We start from the raw sequence: 26,135 nt of genomic DNA on the forward strand, positions 1-26,135 counted from the left end.
GAAGCGAGTGATACTAGCTCATGCCCTTTCGCATCCTCATCGCCGACGACCAGCCCGACGTGCGGGAGAGCCTGCGGCTGCTGCTGAAGGCCGAGGGCTTCAAGGTGGACCTGGCGGCCACGCCCGTCGCTGCCCTGGCGGCGCTGGAGGCGGCGGCGCCGGACCTGGTGCTCATGGACATGAACTATTCCAAGGACACCACCTCGGGGCGCGAGGGGCTGGAGCTGCTGGAGCGCATCCGCGCCGTGGATGCGGCCCTGCCCGTGGTGGTGATGACGGCCTGGGGCAGCGTGGAGCTGGCGGTGGAGGCCATGAAGCGCGGCGCCAAGGATTTCGTGCTCAAGCCCTGGGAGAACGCTCGCCTTCTGGCCACCCTCTCGACCCAGCTGGAACTGGCCTCGGCGCTGAACCGCTCGAAGCGGCTGGAGGCCGAGAACGCCCTGCTGCGGGGCGAGGGCGCTTCGCCCCTGGTGGCGCGCTCCAAGGCCATGCAGCAGGTGGTGCAGTTGCTGGAGCGCCTGGGCCCCTCGGATGCGGGCGTGCTCATCACCGGTGAGAACGGCACGGGCAAGAGCCTGGTGGCCAAGTGCCTGCACGCGGCCTCCCGGCGCGCGGCCCAGCCCCTGCTCACGCTCAATGCGGGCGGCCTCTCTGAAGGTGTGTTGGAATCCGAACTCTTCGGCCACGTGAAGGGCGCCTTCACGGACGCGCGGGAAGGGCGGGCCGGGCGCTTCGAGCTGGCGGACGGCGGCACGCTGTTTCTCGACGAGATCGGCAACGCGCCGCTGAGCCTGCAGGCCAAGCTGCTGCGCGTGCTGGAGACGGGCGAATTCGAACGGGTGGGTTCGAGCCGCACCCAGAGGGCCGACGTGCGCGTCATCGCCGCCACCAACGTCGACCTGGAAAGCGAGATCGCCGCCGGGCGCTTCCGCCAGGATCTCCGCTACCGGCTCAACACCTTCGAAATCCACCTGCTGCCGCTGCGCGAACGCCGCGAAGACATCGCTCCGCTCGCGGCGCTGTTCCTCGACCGCCACGCCAAGCGCTATCGCAAGGCCATCTCGGGCTTCGAGGAGGGCGCCCTGCGCCTGCTGGAGCAGCAGCCCTGGCCGGGCAACGTGCGCGAACTGGATCACGCCGTGGAGCGGGCCGTGCTCATGGCGTCCGGGTCGACCCTGGCCGCATCAGACCTCCTGCTCGCGCCGAATGCCAATCGGGCCTCGCTGGACGACCTCAGCCTCGATGACATGGAGGCCCTGCTCATCCGCAAGGCCCTGGCCCGCCACGGCAGCGCCAGCCTGGCGGCCGAAGCCCTGGGCCTCAGCCGCAGCGCCATCTACCGCCGCATGCAGAAACTCGGGATCACGGGATGAACCACGCCCGCTCGCTCCAGCGCGCGGCCCTCCTGGCCCTGCTGCCGGTGCTGCTGGCGGCGGGATTGTGCCTGGCCCCCGTGCCACGCTGGCTGATGGGCGCCGCGCTAGGCGCCGCGCTGCTGCTCGCGGTGGAGCGCCTGCGCGCGCTTGGACGTTTGGCGGAGCGCCCCCTCCAGACCCTTTCCAATCTGCTGGCGGCCATCCGCGAAGGCGACTACAGCTTCCGTGCGCGCACGCCCACCTCTGCCGACGCGCTGGGCGACGTGTTCCGCGAGCTGAACACGCTTTCGGAGCTGCTGCAGCAGCAGCGCACCAAGGCCATGGAGGCCACGGCCCTGCTGCGTTCCGTGATGGAAGAGATCGATGTGGCGGTCTTCGCCTTCGACGAGGAGGGCCGCCTGCAGCTCGTGAACCGCGCGGGCGAAGCCTTCCTGGGGCAGCGCCAGGCTCACCTGCTGGGGCGCCCCGCCGCGGAGCTGGGTCTGGCGGAAGCCCTGGCGGAGGAGGGGCCGGGCCTGCTGGACCTCGCGCTGCCGGGCCGCGTGGGCCGCTTCGAACGACGCCGCGGGGCCTTCCGGCAGGCGGGCCGGCCCCATCAGCTGCTGGTGCTATCGGACCTCACGCGGCCCCTGCGCGAGGAGGAACGCCAGGCCTGGCAACGCCTCATCCGTGTGCTGGGCCACGAGATCAACAACTCGCTGGCGCCCATCCAGTCGCTGTCGGGCAGCATCGCCACCCTGCTGGAACGTCAGGGGCCCGAGTGGCAGGAGGACGCCGCCCAGGGCCTCGCCATCATCGGATCGCGCGCCCAGGCCCTGGGCCGCTTCATGGAATCCTACACGCGGCTGGCCCGTCTGCCGGAACCGCAGCTCCGCGAGGTGGACGCCGGCGCGCTGGCCCACAAGCTGGCGGCCCTGGAGCAGCGCCTGCCGGTGGCGGTGGAGGAGGGGCCCGCCATGGGTTTCCCTGGCGACGCGGATCAGCTGGAACAGGCCCTCATCAACCTCCTGCGCAACGCCGTGGATTCGGCCCTGACCTGCGGTGGCGGCGTGCGCATCGGCTGGCGGCGGGCCGGGAGCTGGATCGAATTCCTCATCGAGGACGAGGGCACGGGCCTGCCCCCCAGCGGCAACCTCTTCGTGCCCTTCTTCACCACCAAGCCCGGCGGCAGCGGCATCGGCCTCGTGCTGGCCCGGCAGGTCGCCGAGGGCCACCGGGGCTCCCTGCACCTCGCCAACCGCGAACCGCGGGGTGCGCGGGCGGTGTTGCGTCTGCCGTTGAAGGGCTAGACTGATGCCGCCCAGGAGGTCCCATGGCCGAAGCCCTCGACACGATCCAGGATGAGGTTCAGGAGCACGCGGCGGAAAGCCGCTTCAACGGGTTCATCGCGCTCTTCGTGGCCGTGGTGGCCACCTTCATGGCGCTGTGCAACGTGAAGGACGGCAACGTCGTCCAGGCTATGCAGCAGGCCCAAGCCAAGGCCATCGATCAGTGGGCCTACTACCAGAGCAAGGGCACCAAGCAGCACATCGCCGAGAACTCCGCCGACATGCTGAAGACCCAGCTGGAGATGAATCCCGGGCTGAAGCCCGAGGTGCGCGCCAAGGTGGAAGCCAAGGTCGCAGGCCTGGAGGCCGCGGCGAAGAAGTACGAAAAGGAGAAGGAGCAGATCAAGACCGAGGCCGAGCAGGCGGCCAAGGATTACGACACGATGAACATCCACGACGATCAGTTCGACCTCGCCGAGGCCTGCCTGAGCGTGGCCGTAGCGCTGGCGGGCGTGACGGCCCTGACGAAGAAGCGCTGGCTCTTCGGCGTGGCCTGCGCCTTCGCGGGCTTCGGCTTCCTCTTCGGCCTGGCGGGCTTCCTCCACTGGAACCTGCATTCGGATGTCATGGCGAAGGTGCTCGGATGAGCGTGCCCCGGCACTGAACCCTGAACCTCCATGGGCCCCCTGGAGATGACATGGTCCCCACCCTCCGATCCCATCCGATGCTCCTGGAGGGCGAGGCGAGGGCCTTCGCGCTCCAGGCGGACTATGTGGATGGCCAGATCGATCTGAAGGCCTTCTGCGCGGCGCATCCGCACCATCCCATCCTCGGCGCCAACCCCCTCGTGCTGGAGCCCCAGAAGGGCAGCTACGTCTTCCTGTCCCGCTTCGGCGGCGTGGTGTTCTGGGATTGCCCGGAGCCGCTGATCCGCCAGATCCACGAGGAGCTGAAGGCGCTGCCCGGGATGAACCGCCTGGAGGAGCAGGCGCGGGACTTCCTCGCGGTGAAGGTGGGGGCCCCCGAGGACGCGGTGGGGTTCAGCGAGGTGCGGCTGCAGGAACTCAGTCTGGAGAAGCTGCGGATCATCAGCCTCACCCTGGCCCAGAGCGTGGCGCTGGATCATTTCGAGGGGGCCGTGAGCCAGGCCATGGGGCGCTTCCAGCCCGTGGTGGAAGCCCTCAGCCACGCGGGCAAGCTGCTGCTCCCCCATCGGGAAGTCCTCCGGCTCGTGGGGTTCGCCATGGAAGTCCGCGCCGCCGTGCTGGACAACCTCACCCTCTTCGATGATCCACCGGAAACCTGGGAGAGCGAATCCCTCGCCCACCTCGACAGTGCGCTGTACGACCAGTTCGACCTGGATGAACGGGTGAGTGCCATCCGGGAGAAGCTGGCCTACCTCCACGACGCGGGGATGACCCTGCTCGGCCTGCAGGACACACGGAAGAACCAGCGCCTGGAATGGGTGATCATCCTGCTCATCCTGGCGGAAATCCTGTTGGCCTTCGGAAAGCCCCTGCTGGCGCGCCTGGGGCTGTGGTCCTGAGGGAGGTCCCGCTTCAGACGGCCCGGGCCCTTTTCCCCAAGCGGACCCGATCCCCCAGGTGCGCCTTCAGAAGGGCGATCCATTCGCGGGTGCCCCAGAGGACGGCGGCGCCGAGGGCCAGGCTGGAGAGGAGGGTGGCTCGGGCGGAGGGGGATCGCATGGTGGGGTCTCCCGGAGGGTCCACATCGACGGACCTGGCGACTATAGGCGCCGCGTCCCGGAGGCTTGTGTCCGCGCTGTGAAGCTTGTGTAACCGGGTGAAATCGCCGGGCGCGGAAGGAGCGTTCCGGGCTAGGCTTCAGAGCCATCCCCCACCTGATCGGGACCATGCCGCGCCTGCCGCTTCTTGAGGATCTTGAACGCACCATCGAGGCCGGCGGCGCCCGATTCGAGGCGCGTCGCGTGTGCGAGGTGGAATGCCGCGGCGACCGGATGCCGGTCTACGTGGTGCTGGTGGGCAACCCCGATCCCCAGGCGCCGGCAGTGGGCTTCTTCGGCGGCGTGCATGGTCTGGAGCGCATCGGCGCCGAAGTCGTGCTGGCCTACCTGCAGAACCTGGCGGGCCGCCTGCGCTGGGACGACACCGTCGAGGCGCTGCTGGCCTCGGTGCGCATGGTGTTCATGCCCCTCGTGAATCCGGGCGGCACCTGGCTGGGCACCCGGGCCAACCCCAGCGGCGTGGACCTCATGCGCAACGCGCCGGTGGAGTCGAAGGAGCGCGTGCCCTGGCTCATCGGCGGACAGCGGTTCAGCCCGCGCATGCCCTGGTTCCGCGGGGCGCTGGACCAGCCCATGGAGGCGGAAAGCCGGGCCCTGTGCGAGGTGGTATCCCGCGAGCTGCTGAGCCGCCGCTGCTGCGTGGCGGTGGATTGCCACTCGGGCTTCGGCATGGCCGACCGCATCTGGTTTCCCTACGCGCACACCCGCGCGCCCATCCCGCACCTGCCCGAGATGCACGCCCTCAGGGACCTTCTGCAGGAGACGCTCTGCAACTACCGCTACATCTTCGAGCCCCAAAGCCTGCAGTACCTCACCCACGGCGATCTCTGGGACCACCTCTACCTGCAGTCGCTCGAAGAACCCAGCCGTGTGTTCCTGCCGCTGACGCTGGAGATGGGCTCCTGGAGCTGGGTGAAGAAGAATCCGCGGCAGTTCTTCACCCTGCTGGGCAACTTCAATCCGCTCATCGAGCATCGCCAGCAGCGCGTGCTGAGGCGCCACGTGCCCCTGCTGGAGTTCTTCGCGCGGGCCGCCGCCAGCCACCGGCGCTGGCTGCCCACGGGCGCGGAACGCGAGCAGCACCGGGCCCGGGCCATGGACCACTGGTATCCCGGCTTCCCCTGGGATCTGCAGGCATCTCCGGAGGTGCGGCCTTGAGCACGTGGATCCTGCTGCGTGGATGGATGCGCGAACGGGGGCACTGGGGGGCTTTCCCCGGGGCGCTCGAAGAGGCCCTGCCCGGCGCCCGCGCCGTTGCGCTGGACCTGCCGGGGAACGGCGTCCATCACGACCGGCCCAGCCCCACGCGCCCGGCTGACCTGGTCGCGCACCTCCGCGCCGAACTCGCGGACCTCGGCCTGCAGCCGCCCTATCAGGTGCTGGCCCTTTCGCTGGGGGGCATGGTCGCGGCGGCCTGGGCCGAGGCCCATCCCGAAGAAATGGCGGGCTGCGTCTTCGTCAACACGAGCTTCGGGAATGTCAGCGCACCGCACCGGCGGATGCGGCCCCGGGCCTGGCCCCTGGCCGCGCGCTTCCTGTTCGTCCGGAAGCCCGGGGAGCGGGAGGAACTCATCTTCCGCCTCACGAGCCGGCTCGGCACACCGCCGCCGGGCTTGATCGAGACTTGGACCGCCATCCGGCAGTCCCGGCCCGTGCGCCTCTCCAACGCGTGGCGCCAGCTGCTCGCGGCGGCCCGGCTCCGCGCGCCCTCAGTGCTGTCGGTGCCCACACTGCTGCTGGCGAGCGCGGGGGACGGATTGGTGGACCCGCGCTGCTCCGAGGCCCTCGCGCGCCGCTGGGGCTGTCCGCTGGCGGTGCACCCCTGGGCGGGCCATGACCTGCCCCTGGACGATGGCGCCTGGGTCCTCGAAAGGATTCGCCAGTGGATGGAGGCGACGGATCCCTGGGCGCCTCCGTTCCTCGGATGAGGTCTGGGGGGCGTCTTTCGTTCCGTGCGCCCCGCGGATTCTGGAAAGATGAAGGAGGGAGCGCTCCGTGAAACACCAAAAGGCCATCGCCCTCGTCGCCCACGACAACCGCAAGCGGGACATGATCGAATGGGTCTCCTGGAATCATGCGATTCTCGCCGAGCACCGGCTCATCTGCACGGGCACGACGGGCCGCCTCGTGGAGGAGGCGCTGGCGCGGAACGCCGCGGAAGCCCTCGGCACGGCGCCCGTGCCGCCCATCCAGAAACTCAAGTCGGGCCCCCTGGGCGGGGATCAGCAGCTCGGTGCGCTGATCGCCGAAGGGAAGATCGACATGATGATCTTCCTGTGGGATCCCATGGAGCCCCAGCCCCACGATGTCGACGTGAAGGCGCTACTGCGCATCGCCGTGCTCTACAACCTCCCCATGGCCTGCACGCGCAGCACCGCGGACTTCCTCATCTCGTCGCCCCTCATGAAGAAGGCCTACGCGCCGGCGCTCACGGACTACAGCGGGTACATCAAGCGCAAGGTGGACGGGGACTGACCTCCCCGCGGCTTCGGTCTGGATGGCTCCCGTGAGATCTTAGGCCATTCCGCCGGGCGGTTCCGGCGGCTCCCTTCAAGGCGCCATGGCATCCCTGATCTCCCCCGGCAAACCGATTCCGAACGATGACCTCGGCCTGGGTCTGCGCACGGGCCCCGCGCGAGGCGTGAACAAGGATGGCAGCTTCAACGTGCGGCGCGCGGGCCGGCCCCTCTTCCGCGGCTACGAGCTCTACCACAGCCTCATCACCATGGGCGGCTTCCAGTTCCTGGCCCTGCTCTTCCTCGGCTTTCTCGTCACCAACGCCCTGTTCGCGGCCGTCTACCTGGGCCTGGGCATGGAGCACTTCATCCGCACCGGGGGCTCGACCCGCCTGGACCAGATGCTGGACGCCTTCTTCTTCAGCGCCCAGACGCTCACGACGGTGGGCTACGGCCACATCAGCCCCAACAGCCACCTGGTGAGCGCCGTGGCGGCCCTGGAATCCCTGCTGGGCCTGCTCAGCTTCGCGCTGGCGACGGGCCTGCTCTACGGGCGCTTCTCCCGTCCCCACGCCCAGATGTGCTTCAGCCACCACGCGCTGGTGGCGCCCTACCGCGGCATCACGGGCTTCATGTTCCGCTTCGCCAACCGCCGCAGCAACCAGCTCATCGAGGTCGAGGCGACGGTGTCGATGTCCTTCCTCGATGGGGACAACCAGACCCGGCGCTACGTCGCCCTGGAGCTGGAACGCAGCAAGATCAACCTCTTCCCCACCAGCTGGACCGTGGTGCACCCCATCGATGAATCGAGTCCCTTGCACGGCATGACCGAGGCCGATCTGCGCCGCTCCCAGGCCGAGTTCATCGTGCTCATCAAGGCCTTCGACGACACCTTCGCCCAGACCATCTACCAGCGCACCTCGTACGTCGCCGACGAGGTGCTGTGGGGCTTCAGGTTCAAGCCCATGGCGAGCCTCGGGCCCGATGGCAGCACGGAATTCCGCCTTCGCGACGTGGGAGCCGTGGAGGCGGCGGAGGGCGCTCAGTCCAGGATGTAGTAGTCGCGGATGAAGGGTTCCTGGACCTCGAAGGACCAGTGCACGTCGCGGAGGTAGGCCGCGGCCGCCTCGATCTCGCCGGCCTCCAGGAGGCGGAGCAGTTCGAAGTGCTCCTCCACGGATTTCTGCTCCCACTCGTTGTGGAAGATATGCCGCAGGGGCAGGTCGTTCAGGCGGTCCTTCGGCGTCCTCAGGAGGGCCTCGATCTGGGGGTTGGCGCAGCCATCCAGGAAGACCCGGTGGATGGCCACGTTCTGGGCGAGGTAGGTGTCGAGATCCTTGCGCTTGAGGGCCTTGAGCATGCCCTCGTGGGCGGTGCGCAGGCCCTGCAGGTCCTTCTTTCCGAGCTTGGGGGCGGTGATGCTGAGGGCCATGGATTCGAGGAACCCGATGACCTGGTAGTAGTGGCGGATGTCGTCCAGCGTGAGCGGCTTCACCCGGAATCCGCGCCTGGGGAGGATTTCCACGTAGCCGACGGCCTCCAGCTGGAGCAGGGCGTCCCTCAGGGGCGTGCGGCTCACGCCAAGGGGCTGGGCCAGGGCATTGAGGTCGAGGAAGGAACCCGGCTGAAGCTGTCCGGCGCGCATCTCGGCGCGGAGGTAATCGTGCACCTGCTCGCGCAGGGAGCGCGTCTGGAGGATGGGCGGTTCCGGAACGTCAAGCCCGCCGGCATTGGATTTGGACGGTTTCATGGATGCACCGACATCAGGGGGAAAGCCACGGGAAGTCGGCTGCGCGTTTCCCGCGAGCGGCCAGACCTGAAACCACCATACAACAGAAATATCAGGTCAGAAATATTGAGTGCGCGTTTAAACAGCGATCCCCGGATGCGAGGAATCCCCTGCCTAGTCTTCGAGGAAGAGACGGTAGCCGACACCGGGTTCGGTCTTGAGGTAGCGAGGGCGCGAGGGCTCTTCTTCGAGCTTGTGGCGCAGCTGGGTCATGTAGACGCGGAGGTAGAGCGGCTGGGCGCCGGCGGCGCCGCCCCAGACCTCCTTCAGCAGCTGGCGGTGGGTGACGACCTTGCCCGCGTGGCGGATGAGGGTGGTGAAGAGGCTGTATTCGAGGGGCGTGAGGTGCACCTCCTGGTCTTCGACGAACACCTGGCGTTTGGCCAGGTCCACGCGCCAGCGCCCCAGCGTGAAGACCGGCTGTTCTCCGGCCTCGGGATTGGCGTGGCGCAGGGCCACGCGCACGCGGGCCAACAGTTCGCGGGTGCCGAAGGGCTTGGTGAGGTAGTCGTTGGCGCCCGCGTCGAGGGCGTCGACCTTGTCGCTCTCCTGGCCCCGGGCCGAGATCACGATGACTGGGATCTGGCTCCATTCGCGCAGACGCGAGACGACTTCCAGGCCGTCCATGTCGGGCAGGCCCAGGTCCAGCAGGAGGACGTCGGGGCGGTGCTGGGCCGCGAGGCTGAGGCCCTCCTGCCCTGTGGCGGCTTCGAGATAACGGTAGCCGCTGCCCTCCAGGGACACGCGGAGGAAGCGGCGCATCTGCGGTTCGTCCTCCACGAGGAGAATGAGGGCACCGGGGCCGCTCATAGGGCCTCCTCAGGCAGGGAAGGCGGCGTGCCGAGGGGCAGCATGACGAGGAACTGCGCGCCGCCCTGAGGATGGTTGACGGCCTGGATGTGTCCGCCGTGCGCCATGGCGATGCCCTTGCAGATGGCCAGTCCCAGGCCGGCGCCGGGGCGGTTGGAGGCGACCTGCCCGCGCGCGAGCTTTTCGAAGATGCGTGCCTCCTCGCCGGGGGGGATGCCCGGCCCCCGGTCAGAGACGGAGAGGGTGAGCGACTTGCCGGCGGCCCAGGCCTTGATATCCACGGGGGATCCGGGCGGCGAGTACTTCAGGGCGTTGTCGAGCAGGTTCAGCAGCAGCTGCTCCATGAGCACGCCGTCCATGGCCACGAGCGGCAGGTCCTCGGGCAGGGAGACGCGCACACGGTGGGCCTCGGCGGCCATCTCGCGGCGGTTGAGGGCCGAGCCCACCACCTCCTCCAGGGGCATCCATTCCGTGTGGAGGTCCAGGGCCCCCGATTCCAGGCGGGTGATGTCGAGCAGGTTGCTCACGAGGCGGTGCAGGCGCTGGGCCTCTTCCTGGGCGGACTGGAGCAGTTCCCGGCGGGCGGGCTCGGCGAGATCCGGCGTCTCCAGGGCCGTGCTCACGGCGCCGGTGATGACGCCCAGCGGCGTGCGCAGGTCGTGCGAGACGGAACTGAGGAGGGCGTTGCGCAGCCGCTCCTCATCGGCCCGCTGCCGGTCGAAGGCGCTCTGTTCGGCCAGCAGCGCGCGTTCCAGAGCCAGGGCGGTCTGGTTGGCGAAGGCTTCCAGCAGTTGCCGCTGATCGGGCTCGGCCCAGCGCGGCGCGCCTTCGGGCAGCACGCCCATGACGCCGATGGCGCCGCGGGCCCCCTTGAGGGGCAGGTAGGTGGCGCGGGCGCCGGGCAACGTGAGCGTGCCCAGGCCTGCGGGTTCGGCATGGTCGAAGACCCACTGGGCGACACCCAGTTCCTGCTCGTTGAGGGGGAAGGCCAGAGGGTGCTCGGGCCGTTGGAGGCGGCCATGTTCATCGGGCTGCAGGACGACGCCCTGGCTCTGGAACTGGGTCGCCACGTTCTGGATGGCCGAGGCCACCAGGGCGGCGGAACCCGCGCTGCGGGCCAGCTCCTGGCCCAGTCGGTAGAGGGCGTGGGTGCGCTGCTCGCGGCCCCGGGCGAGCCGCGCCTGGGCGCGGATGCGCTCGGTGAGGTTGCCGATGACGAGGCCCAGCAGCAGCATCACGGCGAAGGTGCCCACGTGGCGGAAGTCCGTGACGGCGAAGGTGAGGTAGGGCGGAACGAAGAGGAAATCCACCGCCGCCACGCTGAGGATGGAGGCCAGCAGGGAAGGGCCGCGGCCGAAGCGCGTGGCCACGATCAGGATGCCGAGGAGGTAGACCATGATGATGTCGGCCAGCTCGTTGCGGCGGAAGATGAGGCCCGCGGCGCCGCTGGCCAGGCCCACGACGAGGGCGGCCAGCAGGTAGTTGCGCGCGGGACTCGTGATGCCGCGCCTCAACAAGGGGGCGGCGGGCTCGCGGCCGGGTTCCCCGCTGATGACGTAGACATCGATGGTGCCGCTGTCGCGGATGAGGTCGTCCACCGTCGAGCCCCTCAACAGCTCCACCCAGCGGGGCCGCGAGGGCTTGCCCACGACGATCTTGGTGATGTTGCGATCCTGCGCGAAGGTGAGGATGTCTTCGACCAGGGTGCCGGCGCCTTCGATGACCGCCGTCTCGCCGCCGAGTTTCTCCGCGAGGCGCAGGCTGCTTTCGATGCGCGCGCGCTCTTCTTCCGTGAAACGCAGATGATGGCGCGACTCCACGTAGAGGGCCATCCAGGGCGCGCCCAGGGCGCCGGCCATGCGCCGTGTGCCACGGATGAGCCGTTCGGAAAGCTCGCCTGGGCTCACGCAGACCAGCAGCCGGTCGCCCGCGGCCCAGGTCTTGCGGATGCCTTCGGAGGCCATGTAGCGGCGCATCTGCGCGTCGACGCTTTCGGCCGTGTGGCGCAGGGCCAGCTCGCGCAGGGCCAGGAGGTTGCCCTTGCGGAAGAAGTGATCCTGCGCGTGGCGGGCCTGGTCGGGAAGGTAGACCTTGCCTTCCTTGAGGCGCACCAGCAGGTCGTCCGGGGGCAGGTCCACCAGCTCGACCTCGTCGGCGCGTTCGAGCACCGTGTCCGGCACGTTCTCGCGCACGATGACGCCCGTGATCTGGGCCACCACGTCGCGCAGGCTCTCTAGGTGCTGGACGTTCATGGTCGTGTAGACGTCGATGCCCGCGTCCAGGAGCTCCATCACGTCCTGCCAGCGCTTGACGTGGCGCGATCCCATCACGTTCGAGTGGGCCAGCTCATCCATGAGGATCAGCGAGGGCCGGCGCTTCAGGGCCGCATCCAGGTCGAATTCGGGAAGGAACTGCCCCGCGTAGGCCAGCTCCTGGCGCGGCAGGACCTCCAGCCCTTCGAGGAGGGCCGCGGTCTCGGATCGGCCGTGGGTCTCCACGACGCCGACGAGCACGTCGAACCCTTCCTTCCTTCGCTCCTGCGCCTCGGAGAGCATGGCGTAGGTCTTGCCGACGCCGGGCGCGGCGCCGAAGAAGACCTTCAGCTTGGCCCGCAGGGCCCGGGCCTCCTCCTCCTGCACCCGACGGAGCAGGGGTTCAGGATCGGGCCGTCCTGGTTCGCGCACCCGCCCAGCCTAGCGCAGGTCGGGCTCTCCGGCAGGTCCAGGGCGGGATTCTCCTTCCTAACACTTTCTTAACGCGCCTTCGGGCCATTCTCTAGGGTTGGCTGCTCTTGGGAATGCGAGAACCGAGTGGGCCTTGATCGCACAGTCCTCTCACCCGACGGCCACCCTCCCGGAACCCTAGCCACCATGCCCAATGTCCGATCATTTCTCCTGGGGCGGCGACTCTCGACGGAAGAGAGCCACGAAACCAAGATCAGCAATCCCATCGCCCTGGCGGTGTTCAGTTCGGACGCGCTGTCCTCGGTGGCCTACGGCACCCAGGAAATCATGGCGCCCCTCACGGCGGCCATCGCCATCTTCGGCGCGGGCGTGCTGGGCTGGTCCTGGTGGGTGGCCCTTGGCATCGTGGGCCTGCTGCTCATCCTCAACGTGAGCTACCGCCAGACCATCCACGCCTACCCCAGCGGGGGCGGCGCCTACCTGGTGGCCAAGGACAACCTCGGCGAAGCCGCGGCCCAGACGGCGGGCGCCTCCCTCCTGATCGACTACATCCTGACGGTGGCGGTGTCCGTATCCGCGGGCGTCTCGGCCATCATCTCGGCCTTCCCGGGGCTAGAGGCCCACCGCATCTTCCTGGCCGAGGGCATCATCGCCTTCATCGCCCTGATGAACCTGCGGGGCGTGAAGGAAAGCGGGCTGGTCTTCTCGCTGCCGACCTACGGGTTCGTCGTCTGCATCGTGGGGCTGCTGCTCAAGGGCTTCTGGAACGTGGCAACCGGCCACGAAGTCATCACCGCCCATGCCGCCGTCGCCCACGTGGAGGGCACCTCCAAGCTGGCGGCCCTGTGGCTGCTGGCGCGGGCCTACAGCGCGGGCTGCACGGCGCTCACGGGAGTCGAAGCCATCAGCAATGGCGTGACGGCGTTCAAGGATCCGGTCTCGCGTAACGCGTCGAAGACGATGACCTGGATGGTCGTGATCCTCGGGACGATGTTCCTGGGCATCACCTACCTGACGAACCACTACGGGCTGACCTACCATCCGGACTCGCCGGAGACCCTGCTGTCCCAGCTCACCCGCATCATCCTGGGCGGCGCGGAGCACGGCTTCCCCAGGCTCGTCTACCTCGTCACCACGGGCTTCACCATGGCGATCCTGGCCCTGGCGGCCAACACGGCCTACGCGGATTTCCCGCGCCTGGCTGCGCTTCACGCCCGGGACGGCTTCCTGCCGCGCCAGTTCACGAGCCAGGGGGACCGCCTCGTCTTTTCCAATGGCATCTTCATCCTGTCCCTGGCCGCCGGGGTGCTGGTCCTGCTCTTCGGCGGGAAGGAAGACCACCTGCTGCCCCTCTACGCCGTGGGCGTGTTCCTGGGCTTCACCATCAGCCAGACCGGCATGGTGCGCCGCTGGTTCCGCCTCAAGGGCAAGGCCTGGCAGCTGAAGGCGCTCATCAACGGCGTGGGCGCCGTGACGACGTGCATCGTGATGCTGGTGATCGCCGTGACGCGATTTGCCCACGGGGCCTGGATCGTCATCGTCCTGGTGCCCCTGATGGTGATGACCTTCTTCAACATCCACCGCCATTACATCCGCATCAAGTCGATCCTCGCCGCGAGCCGTGTGGACTTCGTCGGTCCGCGCCGGAACCGAGTTGTGGTGCTGGTTTCGGGCATCCACGCGGGCGTGGTGCAGGCCCTCAACTACGCGAAGGTCATCGCGGACCGCGGCGAAGTCGAGGCGCTCACCGTGGACTTCCCCGATGAGCGCGGCCGCGACAGCGCGGCGCTGGACAAGCTGCAGTCTGACTGGCCGAGGTACTGCGAAGGCATTCCCCTGCGGGCCCTGCGCAGCCCCTACCGCAAGGTGGTCGAGCCCATCGTGCAGGAACTGGAGCGCATGCGGAAGGTGGAACCGGAATACACCATCACCGTGATCCTGCCTGAATTCATAACCGGCCATTGGTGGGCGAACCTGCTGCACAACCAAACCGCCTGGCGCATCAAGGGCACCCTTCTGCTCATGCCCAAGATCATCGTGATTTCGATTCCCTACCATGTGGAGCCGGTGATCGAGTAGGCCGGGCCTTTTGCTGGCTCGCGGCATGGGGCGACAAAGATCTTCCGAATGTTTTCTTAACGCAAGCGGACCCTCTATTAGCGCCGTCTTAACGGGCGCCACGGCGATCCTGTCTGGCTGGCAATCTGCGCCGGATCTTTGGAGTCGTGATGAATTCGCCCCTCATGCTTCTCGTGCTGGTCGGCCTTCCAGTGCTGGCCCAAGCCCCGGCTCCCGCCAAATCCGCCGAGCCCTTCGCCGAGTTCCGCCTCGGGCGAGAGGTGGGACATCAGTTCCGCGGCATCGGCGGGGTGCACCTCCCGGAAGCGGTGCCCAAGGGTGAGCCATTGCTGAGCTTCGATGAGCTCGGCCATCCGCGCGGGCGTGAGGGGGGCCTGGGTTTCCATCATCCGATCCTCCGCTTGGGAACCTCATCGTGACTGGGATGGCGCGCTTTTGGGGCGGGGGAGTGTGGCAAGGACGGAAAGGGGACGCACGGATTCCGTGCGTCCCCCCGTGGGATCGGTGGGATCAGATGGGCCTTTGAACCGCCTGAGGCCTTATTTCGAGGCGAGCGTTTCCAGGGCCAGGTTCAGCTTCAGCACGTTCACGCGGGCATCGCCCAGCACGCCGATCTGGGGCGGTTCCGTGTGGGCGGCCACGAGGTCGCGCACCTTGGCTTCGTCGAGGCCTCGGGCCTTGGCCACGCGGTGCACCTGGTAGGCGGCGGCGGCGGGGCTGATGTGGGGGTCGAGGCCGCTGGCCGAGCTCGTCACGAGGTCCACGGGCACGGGGCCCGTCGCTTCGGGATCCGCCGCGCGGAGGGCGGCGATGCGCTCTTCCACGGCCTTCTTCAGATCGGGGTTGCTGGGGGCCAGGTTGGAGCCGCCGCTGTTGGCGCCGTTGTAGGGCAGGGGCTTGCCGTTGGCGTCGACGGTGGCGGAGGGGCGGCTCCAGAAATCCCGCGGCGATGTGAAGGCTTGGCCGATGAGTTCGGAACCGATCACCTGGCCATCCTTGTGGATGAGGCTACCCGCGGCCTGCCTGGGGAAGATGAGTTTGGCGAGGCCCGTGGTGAGGGCGGGGTAGGCGAGGCCCGTGAGGACGCTGAGGGCGATGAAGGAGACGAGGGCGGGACGGAGTTGCAGGTTCATGGGAGCTCCAAGGCAGTGGGGTGCGGACTTGTTCCGAGCCCCACTGCGGGGGATCGGGGGGACATCGCGAGCATGGCGAGCAGGCGGTCCCCCCGAGGAGGGTTAGGCCGCGAAGTGGAGGGCGACGAGCAGCCAGTCGATGAGCTTGATGCCGATGAAGGGCACCACCAGGCCGCCGGCGCCGTAGATCAGCAGATTCCGCTGCAGCAGCTGGGCGGCACCCACGGGCCGGTACTTCACGCCGCGCAGGGACAGCGGGATCAGCACGACGATGATCAGCGCGTTGAAGATCACCGCCGAGAGGATGGCGCTTTCGGGGCTGTGCAGGCCCATGATGTTGAGGGCGCCCAGGGCCGGATAGGTGGCCACGAAGGCCGCCGGCAGGATGGCGAAGTACTTGGCCACGTCGTTGGCGATGCTGAAGGTGGTGAGCGACCCGCGCGTCATGAGCATCTGCTTGCCGATCTCCACGATCTCGATGAGTTTGGTGGGATTGGAATCCAGGTCCACCATGTTGCCGGCCTCTTTCGCCGCCTGGGTGCCGCTGTTCATGGCCACGGCCACGTCCGCCTGGGCGAGGGCGGGGGCGTCATTGGTGCCGTCGCCCGTCATGGCCACGAGGCGGCCCCCGGCCTGGTACTCGCGGATGAGTTTGAGCTTGGCTTCAGGCGTGGCCTGGGCGAGGAAGTCGTCCACGCCCGCTTCGGCGGCGATGGCGGCGGCGGTGAGCGGGTTGTCGCCGGTGATCATGACGGTCTTGATTCCCATGCCCCGCAGTTCGGAGAAGCGCTCCTTGATGCCGCCCTTCACGATGTCCTTGAGCTGGATGACGCCCAATGCTCTCGCGGGGGGACCGCCCGGCCCGCGGGCCTCTGCGTCCCCCCGCGCTCCCCCATTGGTTCGGTCGGCGGAGCCGCCCGCACCGATCAGGCCCGGGCAATATTCGGCCACCACGAGGGGCGTGCCGCCGGCCATGGAGATCTGATCCACCGTGCGGCGCAGGTCGTCGGGGAACTTGCCGCCATTGGACTGGACGTAATCCTCGATGGCCGAGGCCGCGCCCTTGCGGATCTGGCGCTGGCCCCCTTCCGTGGTGAGGTTCACCCCGCTCATGCGGGTCTGGGCGGTGAAGGGCACGAAGTGGGCGTCGAGGGCGTGCAGGTCCCGTTCGCGCAGGCCGTACTGCTCCTTGGCCAGCACGACGATGCTGCGGCCCTCGGGGGTTTCATCGGAAAGCGAAGAGAGCTGGGCCGCATCGGCCAGTTGCTTGATGTCCACGCCTTCGGCAGGCAGGAAGGCGACCGCCTGCCGGTTGCCCAGGGTGATGGTACCGGTCTTGTCCAGCAGCAGCACGTCCACGTCGCCGGCAGCTTCCACGGCGCGGCCCGAGGTGGCGATGACATTGGCCTGGATCATGCGATCCATGCCCGCGATGCCGATGGCGCTGAGCAGGCCGCCGATGGTGGTGGGGATGAGGCAGACCAGCAGGGAGACGAGCACCGTGAGGCTCACGGGGCTGCCCTGGCCCGCGGCCTTCACGCTGAAGATGGAGAAGGGCAGGAGGGTGGCGGTGGCCAGGAGGAAGACGATGGTGAGGCCCGCCAGCAGGATATCGAGCGCGATCTCGTTGGGCGTCTTCTGGCGCTTGGCGCCTTCCACCATGGCGATCATGCGGTCGAGGAAGCTTTCGCCGGGGTTCGAGGAGATGCGGATCACCAGCCAATCCGAGAGCACCAGGGTGCCGCCGGTGACGGCGGAGCGGTCGCCGCCGCTTTCACGGATGACGGGCGCGCTTTCGCCGGTGATGGCGCTTTCGTTGACGGAAGCGACGCCTTCCACCACTTCGCCATCGCCGGGGATGGTCTCGCCGGCTTCCACCAGCACCATGTCGTTGATGCGCAGTTCCGGCGCATCAACCACCTTGTGGGGGCCCTGGCGATCGGTGCCGACGAGGCGTTTGGCCTTCACGTCGCGCTTGGATTTGCGCAGGGAATCCGCCTGGGCCTTGCCGCGGCCCTCGGCCATGGCTTCGGCGAAGTTGGCGAAGAGCAGGGTGAACCAGAGCCAGAGGGAGATGGCGAGGATGAAGCCGGGACGGCCTTCGCCGTGGCCCGCCAGGGCCTGGACCCAGAGCCCCGTGGTGAAGGCGCTGCAGATCCACACGGTGAACATCACGGGGTTGCGGAGCTGGTGCAGGGGGTTCAGCTTCCGAAGCGCATCGATGACCGCGCGGCGCACGATGCTGGGCTCGAAGAGGGGGCGGGCTTGCCCATAGGTCCCACCTCGCGCATGTGCGAGGTGGGGAAGGTCCTGCCGGGAATGGGGAACCATGATCGTCTCCGGGAATCAGCGAAGCGAAAGCTGCTCGGCGATGGGGCCGAGGGCCAGGGCGGGCAGGTAGGTGAGGGCGCCCACCAGCAGGACCACGCCCACCAGCACGGCCACGAAGAGCGGGGTGTGCGTCGGCAGGGTGCCCAGACCCTCGGGCGTGACCTTCTTGCGGCCGAGGGAACCGGCGACGGCCAGCACGGGGAAGATGACGCCGAAGCGGCCCACGAGCATGGCCAGGGCCAGGCCGTAGTTGTAGAAGGGGATGTTGCCGTTGAGGCCGCCGAAGGCGCTGCCGTTGTTCTGGGCGCAGCTGCTGAAGGCGTAGAGCACCTGTGTGAAGCCATGGGGCCCGGGGTTCGAAATGGAGGCCGTGGCCGCGGTCGAGAGCACGGCCGCCGCGGTGCCGATGAGGATGGCCGCCGAGGGCAGGAGGATGGCGATGGAGGCCATCTTCATTTCGAAGGCCTCGATCTTCTTGCCCAGGTATTCCGGCGTGCGGCCCACCATGAGGCCGCCGATGAAGACGCCCACCAGCGCGAAGAGGAGCATGCCGTAGAGACCCGAACCCACACCGCCGAAGACCACTTCGCCCAGTTCCATCAGCCAGAGGGGCACGAGGCCGCCCAGGGGGTTGAAGGAGTCGTGCCAGCCGTTGATGGCCCCGCAGGAGGCAGACGTGGTGATGGTGGCGAAGAGGCTGGTGGCGCCGCTGCCGAAGCGGACTTCCTTGCCCTCCATGTTGCCGCCGCCCTGGTGCACGGAGACGACCTGGTCGACGGGGAGCTGCTTCAGGCCGGCATTGCCCTTGGATTCGGCCCAGGTGGTGACGGAAAGGGCCAGCACGAAGATGACCGACATGGCGGCCAGCACGGCCCAGCCCTGGCGGCGGTCCTTCACCATCCGGCCGAAGGTGAGGCAGAGCGCCGCGGGGATGACGAAGATCGCCAGCATCTGGATGAGGTTGCTGAGGGCGTTCGGGTTTTCGAAGGGATGGGCGGAATTCGCGTTGAAGAATCCGCCGCCGTTGGTGCCGAGCATCTTGATGGCCACCTGGGAGGCCACGGGGCCCATGGCGATGACCTGGCCGGAGGCGGTGTGCACGTAGGCCGCAAGGTTCTGGATGACGCCCTGGGAGACGAGCAGGAGGGCCATGACCAGGCTGAGGGGCAGCAGCACGTAGAGGGTGCTGCGGACCAGGTCGGCCCACGCGTTGCCGATGCCGTTCGAGGTGCGCCGCACCAGGCCGCGGATGAGGGCCACGAGTACGGCCATGGCCGTGGCGGCGGAGAGGAAGTTCTGCACCGTGAGGCCCAGCATCTGGGTGAGGTAGCTCATGGTGCTTTCACCACCGTAGTTCTGCCAGTTGGTGTTGGTGACGAAGCTGACGGCGGTGTTCAAGGCGAGGTCCGTGGGCAGCTTGCCCATGGCTTCGGGGTTCAGGGGAAGGGCGGCCTGGGCATTCTGCAGCGCGAAGACGGCGGCGATGCCCAGCAGGTTGATGAAGGCGATGGCCCAGGCGTAGGTCTTCCAGCCCATGTCCTCTTCGCCGGAGATGCCCATGAGCCGGTAGATGCCCCGTTCCACAGGCCCCAGCACGGGGTGGAGGAAGGTGCGTTCCCCTTCCATCACTTTGGCGATGAAGGGGCCGAGGGGCACGGCGAGGGCGAGGAGGAGGCCGAGGAACAGGAGGTTCTGGATCCAGGCGTGGCTCATTGGAACTTCTCCGGCTTCAGCAGGGCGAAGGTGAGGTAGCCCAGCAGGCCCAGGGCCAGGAGGGAGGCGACGAGGAGGGTCGTGCTCATGAGGGGCTCCCGAATCGAGACAAGAGGATGGCGAGGCCCCAGACCAGCAGGGGGGCCCAGCACACGGTCAACATGAGCGCGATGTCGGCCTTGGTGCCCTTGGAGCGGCGGATGTGCCGGGCCGCGCGCGTGCCGAGCCAGCCGAGGGTCAGGGCGGTCGGCAGGAAGAGGTAGGGATTCAGGGACACGGGGACACCCCCGGGCCGAGGGCAACCGGCACCCGCGCCAGGAAGGGGGCTGAGGCCCTCATCTGCAACGAACACGCGCGTCCCATGGCGCCTCCTGCGAGCCGGTCAGAGGCCGGCATGAAAGGATGGCCACGACGAACGTTAAGGCGCCGTTAGGAGACGGCGCCGGCCCGTTAAGAGATCGTTGGGATGGCCCTCAGCGGGGCTTTCCGCCCCCGGTTTCGGGCTGAGGCTGGATGGGCTTGCCGGGCTCGGCCTTCAGGAGGACCTCCCGGACCATGAGTGTCGAATCCTCCTCGCTGAGCTGGTCCTTCCAGGCGGGCATGGACAGGCCGAAGAAGAGCCCCTTCTGGATGGCGTGCACCATGGCGCGGATCTCCCGGTCGGCCGCGGGGCCGTTGAGGGCGCTGAAGTCCCGGGCGGCCTTCGTGAAATCCAGGCCCGAGAGCTTCTTGCCTTCGGCGTTGTGGGCGGAGCCGTCCGCGCCGTGGCAGCGGATGCAGTTCTGCTGGAAGAAGGCCTTCAGCTGGTTGACGCTCTTGGGACTGGGACCGGGACTAGGGCTGGGGCTCTGCGCGGAGGCCGCCAGTGCCAGGCCGGCGACCAGCACGCCGAGCGCGCGGGGCAGGGCCCGGCGGAAAGCAGGGATGTGGACGGATTCCTGGGTGGGCTTCATGTCCGCTCCTTGGGGCGCAGAAGGGCTTGATGTCAGAGGATGGGCCGTGGCGGCGCGCGCGCCAGATCCGGTTTGTGCGCGGAGCTGGATCCGGTTCATCCGGGGCGCCGGGCGCGGGCTTCCTTCAGGGCCAGGGCCATGCGCGAACAGGCCTCGTTCTGCTCGTCGAGGTTGTGCGCGGCGAAGCCCAGGCAGATGAAGGGCAGGTTCTGGCGGTGGAGGTCGTAGAGGCCGCCGGGATAGAAGACGACGCCGTGGGCGAGGCAGCGCTCGGTCCAGGCCTCGAGTGGCACGTCCTCGGCCACGCGGACCCAGAGGGAAAGCCCTTCGCGGGGGTTCTCGACGCTGATGGCCGGGTGCAGGTGCAGCAGGAGGCGGTCCACCATCGTGTCGCGGCGCTCGTCGGTGACCTTGCGGATGCGGCGGAGATGCCGGACGATTTCGCCGTCGCGCAGGGTCTCCTCGATGGTGGCCTCCTGCACCAGGTTGCCGGGCCAGTCCACCAGCTGCCGCTGCTGGGCCAGGGCCTTGATGAGGCCCGCCTCGCCGGCGAGGAAGCCCACCTGCAGGCCCGGCGCGAGGATCTGTTCGAAGCTGCTGAAGTAGAGCACGCGGCCATGCAGGTCATCGCTGGCGAGGGGCAGGGTGGGGTTCTTCTCGCGGTGGAATCCGAGCCCGGGATCGCCTTCGAGGATGCGGAAGCCGTGGGCCCGCGACAGCTCCAGCAGGCGCTTGCGGCGCGCGGGATCGAGGCGCACCTGGGTGGGATGCTGGGGGCTGGCGCTGAGGTAGAGCAGGCGGATGGGCTCCTGGATGAGGAGGGCTTCGAGGGCTTCCACGTTCAGGCCCTGGGCATCGACGGGCACGGGGAAGAGCCGCGCGCCCGCGGCCTTGAAGGCCTCGGCCACGCGGAACCAGCCGGGGTTCTCCACGGCGACGGCGTCCCCCGGCGCGAAGAGCACGCGCGATACCAGGTTGAGGGTGCTCATCAGGCCCCGGGTGAGCAGCAGGTTGCCCGCCTCGACGGAGAGACCGCGCATGTCGCGCAGCATCTTGCAGAGCGAATTGCGCAGATCCAGCAGGCCGCGCGGATCCCAGCCCGGCTGGAGGAGCCGCTCGGGATGCAGCTTGAGCACGCGGCCGTAGGCGCGGTGGATGGCGTCCGTGGGCGCGAGGCGCAGGTCAGGCGTGTCCGGGATGAGCTGGAAGGATTCGACGCCCGGCGCGCCGGGCTGGAAGAAGGGCTCGCTGCGCGGTGTGGCGCGTTTCCACGAGGCCGAGTCCTGGGCCGCGATGCCCTCGGGCACCTCCACGACGATGGGCAGCCGGCGGGCGACGAAGGTGCCCCGGTCCGCGGCCACCTCGATCCAGCCCTCGGCCTCGAGCTCCTTGTAGGCCGCCAGGGTGGTGTTGCGGTTGACGCCCAGGAGATCGGCCAGCGCGCGGGTGCCCGGAAGGGCGTCGCCGGGCTTGAAGCGGCCGTGGCGGATGCCCTCCTCCAGGGCCTTCACGAGCTGAAGGTACAGGGGCTCCGCCTGGGATCGATCCAGTGCGATGGCGAGGTCCCATTGAGCCAAGGGCGCTCCGTCGGTCGGGGGTCGGATCAGAATTGGGTTGGGAGGGGCCCCCGTCAAGGGAAGCGCCGGGTGAGAGCCACCAGGGTCCCGCGGCACGGGGCTTTGGACAGATCCGGTTTGAAAGGAGCGACCCATCCGGTGGGTTCGCTTCACCGGGTCATCCTTCACCGGGCTCGGACACTGGGCTATCCTCCACGGATCGCCCCGGGCGGAGGATGATGCCGATTCGCCGATGGACCCTTGGTTTGGCTGCCGTCATCGCCTTCGGCCAGGAGGCCGCGCCCTTCCAGCCCGAGGTCGCCGATCCCCGGAAACCCGCCTGGGAGCTGACGCTGCGCGGCGACCGGCTGGACAATCCGGTCGACGCGGGCGACAGCTTCCGCCGTACCGCACTGCAGTTGCGCCTGCGCTGGTCCTGGGATCTGGACGCGCTCCATCTGGAGGCGGGTACGCGATCCGCGATGGGCTCGGACGGGAACCGTTTCAACGCGCCCCGTTGGGATCAGCAGCCCTCCAACGGCACCCAGGTGGACGTGGCCCACGGGGATCTGTCCTGGGCCAGCGCGCGCAGCTTCGGCACCCTCAGTCTGGGTTTCCAGGAGAACGGCCTGCTCAGTTCCCAGGCCCTCTGGGACCGCAACCTCCGCTTCCTGGGCGCGGGGGGACGGGTGGGCCTGCGCGACAGCGAGGGCCTGGTCCAGGAGGCGGGTCTCCGCGCCTCCGTGGGTCGGGTGCGCAACGTCCTCGGCGGAGACATGGATCTGGCGGCGGGGCAGGCGGTGCTGAAGCTGGACACGGGGCCCTGGTCCTGGACCGCCCATGCGGGGCGCTGGAATCTGTCCTGGAACCCGGGCGCCGAGCGGCTGCGCGCGCTGCCGGGCGCCGATCCCCTCGCGCGGCAGAAGCTGGTGCTGGACGCGGTCGGTGCCTCGGCCCGGTGGAACTGCCGCTTTCCGCTGGAAGCGCGCTGGTTCGAGGCGAAGAACCGGAGGACCGGCGAAAACAGCGAAGAGGTGCAGGCCACGGCCGGCAGCCGGGAGCGGCTCTACTGGCCCCAGCTTTCGATCACCTGGCAGCGCCTCTCGTCCACGGGCACGCTCTACCCCGTGAACGGCGACGAGTGGTGGTTCTACCGCCGCGCCAAGGGGCACCGGGCGGACCTCTCCCTCCCCCTGCCCGGGCACTGGCTCGCAACCCTCGTCTACCTCCGGCAGCGCGCCGACGGCGAGGACTACGACGTCACGCGGAAGCAGATCGTCCTCGTGAAACGGTTCTGAGGCGGCCGAGGTCCGGGCCTAGTAGTTCCGGTCGTCCGCGGGCGGGGCGTAGTCGCGGCCGAACTTGTTCTTGTGCGGCTCCAGCGGCGGCCGGGAGGCGTCCAGATCCCAGGCGCCCTGCGTGAGGCCGCTGCCGATCTTGACGGTCCAGGTCTTCTCGCCGGATTCGGGATGCCAGAGTCGCAGCCGGTACGTGCCTGGCGGCACCTGGTCGAAGGCGAGTCCCGTGCGGCCGTCCAGAAGCTGGGCGAAGGGTGTGGTCACCACCCATAAGAAGGCGTTCATCTGGTGGTGCACGTTGCAGTAGAGCTTCACCAGCCCCGGGTTCACCACGCGCACCTTGGGCGCGTCGCCGGGCTTGTAGTGGCCGGTGTCGAAGCGGTTGCCCTGGGTCACGCTGAAGACGTTGTGCAGGATGTGGTCGAGGTTGGGGAAGGCCACTTCGGTGCCCGGCGTGGCGAGGGCGACGCGCGGGATGAACTGCTTTCCCACCGTGCGGATGGTCACGGGTTTGGATGGCCCCGCCGCGGGCACGGCGGCTTCCAGGGGCTCCAGCATGGCCACGCAGTCCTTCAGGCTGGGCCGCAGCCGGCCGTCCTTTTCGCGCAGCCGCACGGGGCCCTGGAGGCTTCCCGCGGAGAGTGGCGCGATGAGCGGCGCGGCCAGGGTCGCGAGGCACAGGCCGGTTGCAAACGCTCGAATCATGTTGGACATCCAGGGTAGATTCGAGGCCAGTATAGCGATCGCGTCCCCGGGGTATTCCATGCAGCCGACCATGAGGTGGTACCAGACGCTGGCCTGGACCTTCTTCATCCGGCAGGCGGCGGCCATCCTGGGCCTGCTGTCGATCATCCTGTGGGTGGCCTACAGCGAGGCGGAGCGGGGCGCGCGCAGCACGGCAAGCGCCAGCCTCTCGGCGGGCGGCTACGTGGTGGACCGGGCCTTCGAACAGCAGGGCCGTTCCATGGATGCGGGGCTCGAGGTCTTCACGCAGTACTCGGGCAACGTGGCCCTCATCGAGCGTTCCCTCGAATCCGGCGCGCCCAGCAGCCTCATCGATACCCTCGTGGAAAACCTCCCGCGCCTGAGCGCGACCATCGCCCTCGTGGTGCGGCCCGATGGTTCGGTGCTGGCGAGCACCGCCAAGGGCGGGCGCCAGAGCCTGCCCGACAGCGGGATCCTGCAGATGGCCCTGGCGCCTGAAGAAGCCAAGACCGTGGGCCAGGCGGGGCCCTTCTACCGGGGCTTCCTCCGCGTGGACTGGGGCGATCATCCGGGCCTCTACCACGCCGTCGCGCGGCCCCTGAGTTCGCCGGGCGGAAGGCCTCTGGGCGCCATGCTGGTGGGCGTGCCGGTGGATGACCGCGCCGCCGAGGATCTGCGACGCCTGGCCATCGCGGGGCCCCAGAAGGGCGACCCTTCCGCCCACCTGGCGCTGCTCAGCCAGTTCAAGACCCTGGGTGCCACCTTTCCCGGCGCCGAAGGCCTGGATAGGCTCCTGGCCCGCGATCCCGCCTGCCTGGCGGTGCGCTCCCAGGTGCTGGACGGCCAGCGTTCCAGCGTGCTGCCCTTCCGGGTGGACGGGCGGAACTACCTGGGGATGATCTCGCCGCTGCGCGGCGTGAACGCCCTCGATCTGGAGATGGCCGAGGTGCTGCTGATGCCCGTGGATCCGCTGCTGGCGCCCTTCCGCAACCTGCAGCGGGCCATCCTGGTGGTGGGGGCGCTGGGCCTGCTGGGGGCCCTGGGCCTGAGCCTGCGCTCGGCCCGCAAGGTCACGGCCCCGCTCAAGGCGCTGGCCGAGGCCGCCGGCACCCTGGCCCAGGGCGAGCATCCCGACACGCTGGCCCTCGTGCCCACGGAGAACGAGGTGGGTGTGCTCACGCGCACCTTCAAATCCATGCTGGCGGAACTGCGGGCCAAGGAGGATCTGCTGGCCCTCCTGGAAACGACCCGGAAGGGGCTCGGCGCGCCCGGGGCCGCCCCGGCGGACCAGGGGCCCGCCCTCGCCGATACGCGGCGGCTGACCCGCAACCATGCGCTGGTGGAAGGCGCAGAGGCCCTCCCTCTCTCCTTCGAGGCGGGCGAGATCTTCGCCTCGCGATACCGCGTCGAGAGCGTGCTGGGCCGCGGCGGCATGGGCGTGGTGCTCAAGGTGCGCGACCTGCAGCTGGATGAGGACGTGGCGCTCAAGGTGGTACGCGCAGGCCTGGCCTCGAACCCGGCCTTCCTCGACATGCTCAAGCAGGAGATCCGCCTCGCGCGCAAGATCACGCACCGCTACGTGCTTCGCACCCACGATTTCGGCGAGTTCGAAGGCGTCCCCTTCGTGACGATGGAGTATCTGAAGGGCATCACGCTGCGCAGCCTGCTGGATGGGCGGGGCCGCCTGCCCCTGCAGCTGGTGCTGCGCATCGCGCGGCAGGTGGCCGAGGGGCTGGAGGCCGCCCACGCCGTGGGCGTGGTGCACCGGGACATCAAGCCGGCGAACGTGCTGTTCGACGTGCGGGGCGACGCCAAGATCATGGATTTCGGCCTGGCCGCGCCCGTCGCCGCCACGATGGGCAAGGAGGCCGGCGATCTCATCGGGTCGCCCCGCTACATGTCGCCCGAGCAGATCCTGGGCGATGCGGTGGACGCGCGCACGGACCTCTACGCCCTGGGGATCATGCTCTTCGAACTCTGCTCGGGCCTGGCGCCCTACGACAGCCCGCGCATCAACGACCTGTTGAGGCTGCACCTGGAGGCGCCCGTGCCCTCGCTCGGAGAGGCCATGCCGGAGCTTCCCTTCGAGCTCAGCGCCCTCGTGGGACGCCTCATGGCGAAACAGCGCGGCGACCGTCCCCAGTCCGCGGCGGAAGTGGTCGAGATCCTGAAGCTGGTGGCCGCCGGCGGCGCCACCTCCCTGGCCTGAGCGGCTCGCC

Annotated in this window: 24 protein-coding genes; 11 read left to right on the plus strand and 13 right to left on the minus strand. The window is 68.8% G+C overall.

What is annotated here, in order from left to right:
* Positions 1-20: 20 nt before the first annotated feature.
* Genes QSJ34_RS10110 through QSJ34_RS10125 form a run of 4 tightly spaced genes read left to right on the plus strand, consistent with a single transcriptional unit; the run spans position 21 to position 4,190 of the window.
* Complete coding sequence (locus tag QSJ34_RS10110; RefSeq protein WP_285574650.1) at positions 21-1,373, plus strand: sigma-54-dependent transcriptional regulator; 1,353 nt, start codon at positions 21-23, stop codon at positions 1,371-1,373.
* A complete protein-coding gene (locus tag QSJ34_RS10115) occupies positions 1,370-2,665 on the plus strand; it encodes a sensor histidine kinase (RefSeq protein ID WP_285574651.1) in 1,296 nt (431 codons plus the stop codon). The genes QSJ34_RS10110 and QSJ34_RS10115 overlap by 4 nt, the downstream gene beginning before the upstream one ends.
* Positions 2,666-2,688: 23 nt before the next feature.
* On the plus strand, positions 2,689-3,291 hold the full coding sequence (locus tag QSJ34_RS10120) for a DUF4337 domain-containing protein (protein WP_285574653.1): 603 nt from the start codon (positions 2,689-2,691) through the stop codon (positions 3,289-3,291).
* Positions 3,292-3,341: 50 nt separating this feature from the next.
* The gene (locus QSJ34_RS10125) at positions 3,342-4,190 is read left to right on the plus strand and encodes an RMD1 family protein (protein ID WP_285574661.1); all 849 of its coding nucleotides are present in this window, start codon (positions 3,342-3,344) and stop codon (positions 4,188-4,190) included.
* A gap of 13 nt (positions 4,191-4,203) precedes the next feature.
* On the opposite strand, the gene QSJ34_RS10130 is transcribed toward QSJ34_RS10125, so the two are convergent.
* Positions 4,204-4,350: a hypothetical protein gene (locus tag QSJ34_RS10130; RefSeq protein WP_285574665.1), complete on the minus strand. Its 147-nt coding sequence runs from the start codon at positions 4,348-4,350 to the stop codon at positions 4,204-4,206.
* Positions 4,351-4,517: 167 nt separating this feature from the next.
* Here QSJ34_RS10130 and QSJ34_RS10135 point away from each other — a divergent pair, with 167 nt between their 5' ends.
* The 4 genes from QSJ34_RS10135 to QSJ34_RS10150 all read left to right on the plus strand — a co-directional run bounded on the left by QSJ34_RS10135 (position 4,518) and on the right by QSJ34_RS10150 (position 7,923).
* Complete coding sequence (locus QSJ34_RS10135) at positions 4,518-5,567, plus strand: M14 family zinc carboxypeptidase (protein ID WP_285574668.1); 1,050 nt, start codon at positions 4,518-4,520, stop codon at positions 5,565-5,567.
* Entirely contained in the window at positions 5,564-6,337 is a 774-nt protein-coding gene (locus tag QSJ34_RS10140; RefSeq protein ID WP_285574673.1) for an alpha/beta fold hydrolase, read from the plus strand. Before QSJ34_RS10135 ends, QSJ34_RS10140 begins: the two co-directional genes overlap by 4 nt.
* A 67-nt stretch (positions 6,338-6,404) precedes the next feature.
* Positions 6,405-6,884 (plus strand): methylglyoxal synthase, encoded by a 480-nt coding sequence (locus QSJ34_RS10145; RefSeq protein WP_285574678.1) that lies wholly within the window; start codon positions 6,405-6,407, stop codon positions 6,882-6,884.
* Positions 6,885-6,969: 85 nt separating this feature from the next.
* Positions 6,970-7,923: an ion channel gene (locus QSJ34_RS10150; protein ID WP_285574680.1), complete on the plus strand. Its 954-nt coding sequence runs from the start codon at positions 6,970-6,972 to the stop codon at positions 7,921-7,923.
* Here QSJ34_RS10150 and QSJ34_RS10155 read toward each other — a convergent pair.
* From QSJ34_RS10155 to QSJ34_RS10165, 3 genes are all read right to left on the minus strand, one after another.
* Complete coding sequence (locus QSJ34_RS10155; protein ID WP_285574684.1) at positions 7,908-8,615, minus strand: GntR family transcriptional regulator; 708 nt, start codon at positions 8,613-8,615, stop codon at positions 7,908-7,910. The genes QSJ34_RS10150 and QSJ34_RS10155 overlap by 16 nt on opposite strands.
* Before the next feature lie 153 nt (positions 8,616-8,768).
* Positions 8,769-9,464 carry a response regulator gene (locus QSJ34_RS10160; protein ID WP_285574686.1) on the minus strand — a complete coding sequence of 232 codons (696 nt, stop codon included), beginning with the start codon at positions 9,462-9,464 and terminating at the stop codon, positions 8,769-8,771.
* On the minus strand, positions 9,461-12,148 hold the full coding sequence (locus tag QSJ34_RS10165) for a sensor histidine kinase (protein WP_285574691.1): 2,688 nt from the start codon (positions 12,146-12,148) through the stop codon (positions 9,461-9,463). The genes QSJ34_RS10160 and QSJ34_RS10165 overlap by 4 nt, the downstream gene beginning before the upstream one ends.
* A 186-nt stretch (positions 12,149-12,334) precedes the next feature.
* On the opposite strand from QSJ34_RS10165, the gene QSJ34_RS10170 reads away from it, so the two are divergent.
* Positions 12,335-14,227 (plus strand): APC family permease, encoded by a 1,893-nt coding sequence (locus QSJ34_RS10170; RefSeq protein ID WP_285574694.1) that lies wholly within the window; start codon positions 12,335-12,337, stop codon positions 14,225-14,227.
* 77 nt (positions 14,228-14,304) lie between these two features.
* Here QSJ34_RS10170 and QSJ34_RS10175 read toward each other — a convergent pair whose 3' ends face one another.
* The 8 genes from QSJ34_RS10175 to QSJ34_RS10210 all read right to left on the minus strand — a co-directional run bounded on the left by QSJ34_RS10175 (position 14,305) and on the right by QSJ34_RS10210 (position 21,934).
* Positions 14,305-14,616 (minus strand): hypothetical protein, encoded by a 312-nt coding sequence (locus tag QSJ34_RS10175; protein ID WP_285574698.1) that lies wholly within the window; start codon positions 14,614-14,616, stop codon positions 14,305-14,307.
* A gap of 150 nt (positions 14,617-14,766) precedes the next feature.
* A complete protein-coding gene (gene kdpC, locus QSJ34_RS10180; RefSeq protein WP_285574702.1) occupies positions 14,767-15,360 on the minus strand; it encodes a potassium-transporting ATPase subunit KdpC in 594 nt (197 codons plus the stop codon).
* Positions 15,361-15,462: 102 nt separating this feature from the next.
* The gene (gene kdpB / locus QSJ34_RS10185) at positions 15,463-17,691 is read right to left on the minus strand and encodes a potassium-transporting ATPase subunit KdpB (protein WP_285574704.1); all 2,229 of its coding nucleotides are present in this window, start codon (positions 17,689-17,691) and stop codon (positions 15,463-15,465) included.
* Between the two features lie 15 nt (positions 17,692-17,706).
* Positions 17,707-19,404: a potassium-transporting ATPase subunit KdpA gene (gene kdpA / locus QSJ34_RS10190; protein WP_285574706.1), complete on the minus strand. Its 1,698-nt coding sequence runs from the start codon at positions 19,402-19,404 to the stop codon at positions 17,707-17,709.
* Positions 19,401-19,493 (minus strand): K(+)-transporting ATPase subunit F, encoded by a 93-nt coding sequence (kdpF, locus tag QSJ34_RS10195; protein WP_285574708.1) that lies wholly within the window; start codon positions 19,491-19,493, stop codon positions 19,401-19,403. The genes kdpA and kdpF overlap by 4 nt, the downstream gene beginning before the upstream one ends.
* Positions 19,490-19,681 (minus strand): hypothetical protein, encoded by a 192-nt coding sequence (locus QSJ34_RS10200; protein WP_285574711.1) that lies wholly within the window; start codon positions 19,679-19,681, stop codon positions 19,490-19,492. Before QSJ34_RS10200 ends, kdpF begins: the two co-directional genes overlap by 4 nt.
* A gap of 196 nt (positions 19,682-19,877) precedes the next feature.
* Positions 19,878-20,357: a c-type cytochrome gene (locus tag QSJ34_RS10205; RefSeq protein WP_285574713.1), complete on the minus strand. Its 480-nt coding sequence runs from the start codon at positions 20,355-20,357 to the stop codon at positions 19,878-19,880.
* 95 nt (positions 20,358-20,452) lie between these two features.
* Positions 20,453-21,934, minus strand: a complete 1,482-nt coding sequence (locus QSJ34_RS10210) for an aminotransferase-like domain-containing protein (RefSeq protein WP_285574715.1) — start codon at positions 21,932-21,934, stop codon at positions 20,453-20,455.
* 218 nt (positions 21,935-22,152) lie between these two features.
* Between QSJ34_RS10210 and QSJ34_RS10215 the strand changes: the two genes are divergently transcribed.
* Positions 22,153-23,211 carry a hypothetical protein gene (locus QSJ34_RS10215; protein ID WP_285574718.1) on the plus strand — a complete coding sequence of 353 codons (1,059 nt, stop codon included), beginning with the start codon at positions 22,153-22,155 and terminating at the stop codon, positions 23,209-23,211.
* Between the two features lie 18 nt (positions 23,212-23,229).
* On the opposite strand, the gene QSJ34_RS10220 is transcribed toward QSJ34_RS10215, so the two are convergent.
* Complete coding sequence (locus QSJ34_RS10220; RefSeq protein ID WP_285574721.1) at positions 23,230-23,916, minus strand: cupredoxin domain-containing protein; 687 nt, start codon at positions 23,914-23,916, stop codon at positions 23,230-23,232.
* A 70-nt stretch (positions 23,917-23,986) separates the two neighbouring features.
* On the opposite strand from QSJ34_RS10220, the gene QSJ34_RS10225 reads away from it, so the two are divergent.
* On the plus strand, positions 23,987-26,125 hold the full coding sequence (locus QSJ34_RS10225; RefSeq protein WP_285574726.1) for a serine/threonine-protein kinase: 2,139 nt from the start codon (positions 23,987-23,989) through the stop codon (positions 26,123-26,125).
* Positions 26,126-26,135: the final 10 nt, after the last annotated feature.

It is taken from the genome of Geothrix limicola (assembly GCF_030268085.1).
Classification (GTDB): domain Bacteria; phylum Acidobacteriota; class Holophagae; order Holophagales; family Holophagaceae; genus Geothrix; species Geothrix limicola.

Excerpts from the sequence above, each read along its gene's own strand:
- QSJ34_RS10110 (WP_285574650.1), top strand. The coding sequence starts at position 21 with ATGCCCTTTCGCATCCTCATCGCCGACGACCAGCCCGACGTGCGGGAG.
- QSJ34_RS10115 (WP_285574651.1), top strand. The coding sequence starts at position 1,370 with ATGAACCACGCCCGCTCGCTCCAGCGCGCGGCCCTCCTGGCCCTGCTG.
- QSJ34_RS10120 (WP_285574653.1), top strand. The coding sequence starts at position 2,689 with ATGGCCGAAGCCCTCGACACGATCCAGGATGAGGTTCAGGAGCACGCG.
- QSJ34_RS10125 (WP_285574661.1), top strand. The coding sequence starts at position 3,342 with ATGGTCCCCACCCTCCGATCCCATCCGATGCTCCTGGAGGGCGAGGCG.
- QSJ34_RS10130 (WP_285574665.1), bottom strand. The coding sequence starts at position 4,350 with ATGCGATCCCCCTCCGCCCGAGCCACCCTCCTCTCCAGCCTGGCCCTC.
- QSJ34_RS10135 (WP_285574668.1), top strand. The coding sequence starts at position 4,518 with ATGCCGCGCCTGCCGCTTCTTGAGGATCTTGAACGCACCATCGAGGCC.
- QSJ34_RS10150 (WP_285574680.1), top strand. The coding sequence starts at position 6,970 with ATGGCATCCCTGATCTCCCCCGGCAAACCGATTCCGAACGATGACCTC.
- QSJ34_RS10155 (WP_285574684.1), bottom strand. The coding sequence starts at position 8,615 with ATGAAACCGTCCAAATCCAATGCCGGCGGGCTTGACGTTCCGGAACCG.
- QSJ34_RS10160 (WP_285574686.1), bottom strand. The coding sequence starts at position 9,464 with ATGAGCGGCCCCGGTGCCCTCATTCTCCTCGTGGAGGACGAACCGCAG.
- QSJ34_RS10170 (WP_285574694.1), top strand. The coding sequence starts at position 12,335 with ATGCCCAATGTCCGATCATTTCTCCTGGGGCGGCGACTCTCGACGGAA.
- QSJ34_RS10175 (WP_285574698.1), bottom strand. The coding sequence starts at position 14,616 with ATGATGGAAACCCAGGCCCCCCTCACGCCCGCGCGGATGGCCGAGCTC.
- kdpC (WP_285574702.1), bottom strand. The coding sequence starts at position 15,360 with ATGAACCTGCAACTCCGTCCCGCCCTCGTCTCCTTCATCGCCCTCAGC.
- kdpB (WP_285574704.1), bottom strand. The coding sequence starts at position 17,691 with ATGGTTCCCCATTCCCGGCAGGACCTTCCCCACCTCGCACATGCGCGA.
- kdpA (WP_285574706.1), bottom strand. The coding sequence starts at position 19,404 with ATGAGCCACGCCTGGATCCAGAACCTCCTGTTCCTCGGCCTCCTCCTC.
- kdpF (WP_285574708.1), bottom strand. The coding sequence starts at position 19,493 with ATGAGCACGACCCTCCTCGTCGCCTCCCTCCTGGCCCTGGGCCTGCTG.
- QSJ34_RS10205 (WP_285574713.1), bottom strand. The coding sequence starts at position 20,357 with ATGAAGCCCACCCAGGAATCCGTCCACATCCCTGCTTTCCGCCGGGCC.
- QSJ34_RS10215 (WP_285574718.1), top strand. The coding sequence starts at position 22,153 with ATGCCGATTCGCCGATGGACCCTTGGTTTGGCTGCCGTCATCGCCTTC.
- QSJ34_RS10220 (WP_285574721.1), bottom strand. The coding sequence starts at position 23,916 with ATGATTCGAGCGTTTGCAACCGGCCTGTGCCTCGCGACCCTGGCCGCG.
- QSJ34_RS10225 (WP_285574726.1), top strand. The coding sequence starts at position 23,987 with ATGAGGTGGTACCAGACGCTGGCCTGGACCTTCTTCATCCGGCAGGCG.